The organism is Mycobacterium sp. E3298 (assembly GCF_001666895.1).
Taxonomy (GTDB): domain Bacteria; phylum Actinomycetota; class Actinomycetes; order Mycobacteriales; family Mycobacteriaceae; genus Mycobacterium.
Window position 1 is genome coordinate 1 of sequence record NZ_LZJB01000040.1, and the last position, 870, is coordinate 870.

1 protein-coding gene is annotated in these 870 nt (G+C 70.8%); it reads left to right on the forward strand.

Annotated elements, in window-relative coordinates; genetic code table 11:
* The coding region (locus A9X05_RS01605) for an LCP family protein (protein WP_231978215.1) at positions 1–870 on the forward strand (870 nt) is incomplete at both ends.

The window sequence follows — 870 nt, forward strand, 5'->3', positions numbered from 1 at the left end:
CCGACGCGGCTGGCGCCGGTGGGTCCGGTCGCTGGCGTCGATCCTGGTGATCGGCTCGCTGCTGGCCGGGATCGCCGTCGTCTGTGGGGCCGTCTGGTTCGACAGCCGGTTGCACCGCGACGAGATTCTCACCGACTACCCCGGACGACCCGGGCCCGGCCGCGGCACCAACTGGTTGCTGGTGGGCTCGGACAGCCGCCAAGGACTCAGCCCCGAACAGCAGGAGGACCTGGCGACCGGCGGCGACATCGGCAGCAGCCGCACCGACACCATCCTGCTGGTGCACCTGCCAGAGTTGTGGTCCGGCGGGCGGGTGACGCTGGTGTCGATACCGCGCGATTCCTACGTCCCGATCCCCGGCCACGGCAAGGACAAGATCAACGCCGCCTTCTCCTTGGGCGGGGCATCCCTGCTGGCGCAGACCGTGGAGGAGGCCACCGGGCTGCGCCTCGACCACTACGCCGAAATCGGATTCGGCGGATTCGCCGGGGTGGTCGACGCACTCGGCGGGGTGACGATATGTCCGACGACGCCGCTCAACGACCCCTTGGCCGGGATCGACCTGCCCGCCGGTTGCCAGAAAGTCAACGGCCGCAACGCCCTTGGATACGTCAGGACGCGCGCCACCCCACGAGCGGACCTGGACCGCATGGTCAATCAGCGGCAGTTTGTGGCCGCGCTGCTGCAGGCCGCAGGCCGCCCGGCGGTGTGGCTCAATCCGTGGCGCTGGTACGCGGTGCCGCGCGCCGTGGCCGACGCCCTGACCGTTGACCGCGGCGACCACGTGTGGGACCTGGCCCGCCTCGGCTGGGGGCTGCGCGGTTCCCCCACGACGTTGACCGTCCCCATCGGCGAGTTCACCAACGGCGA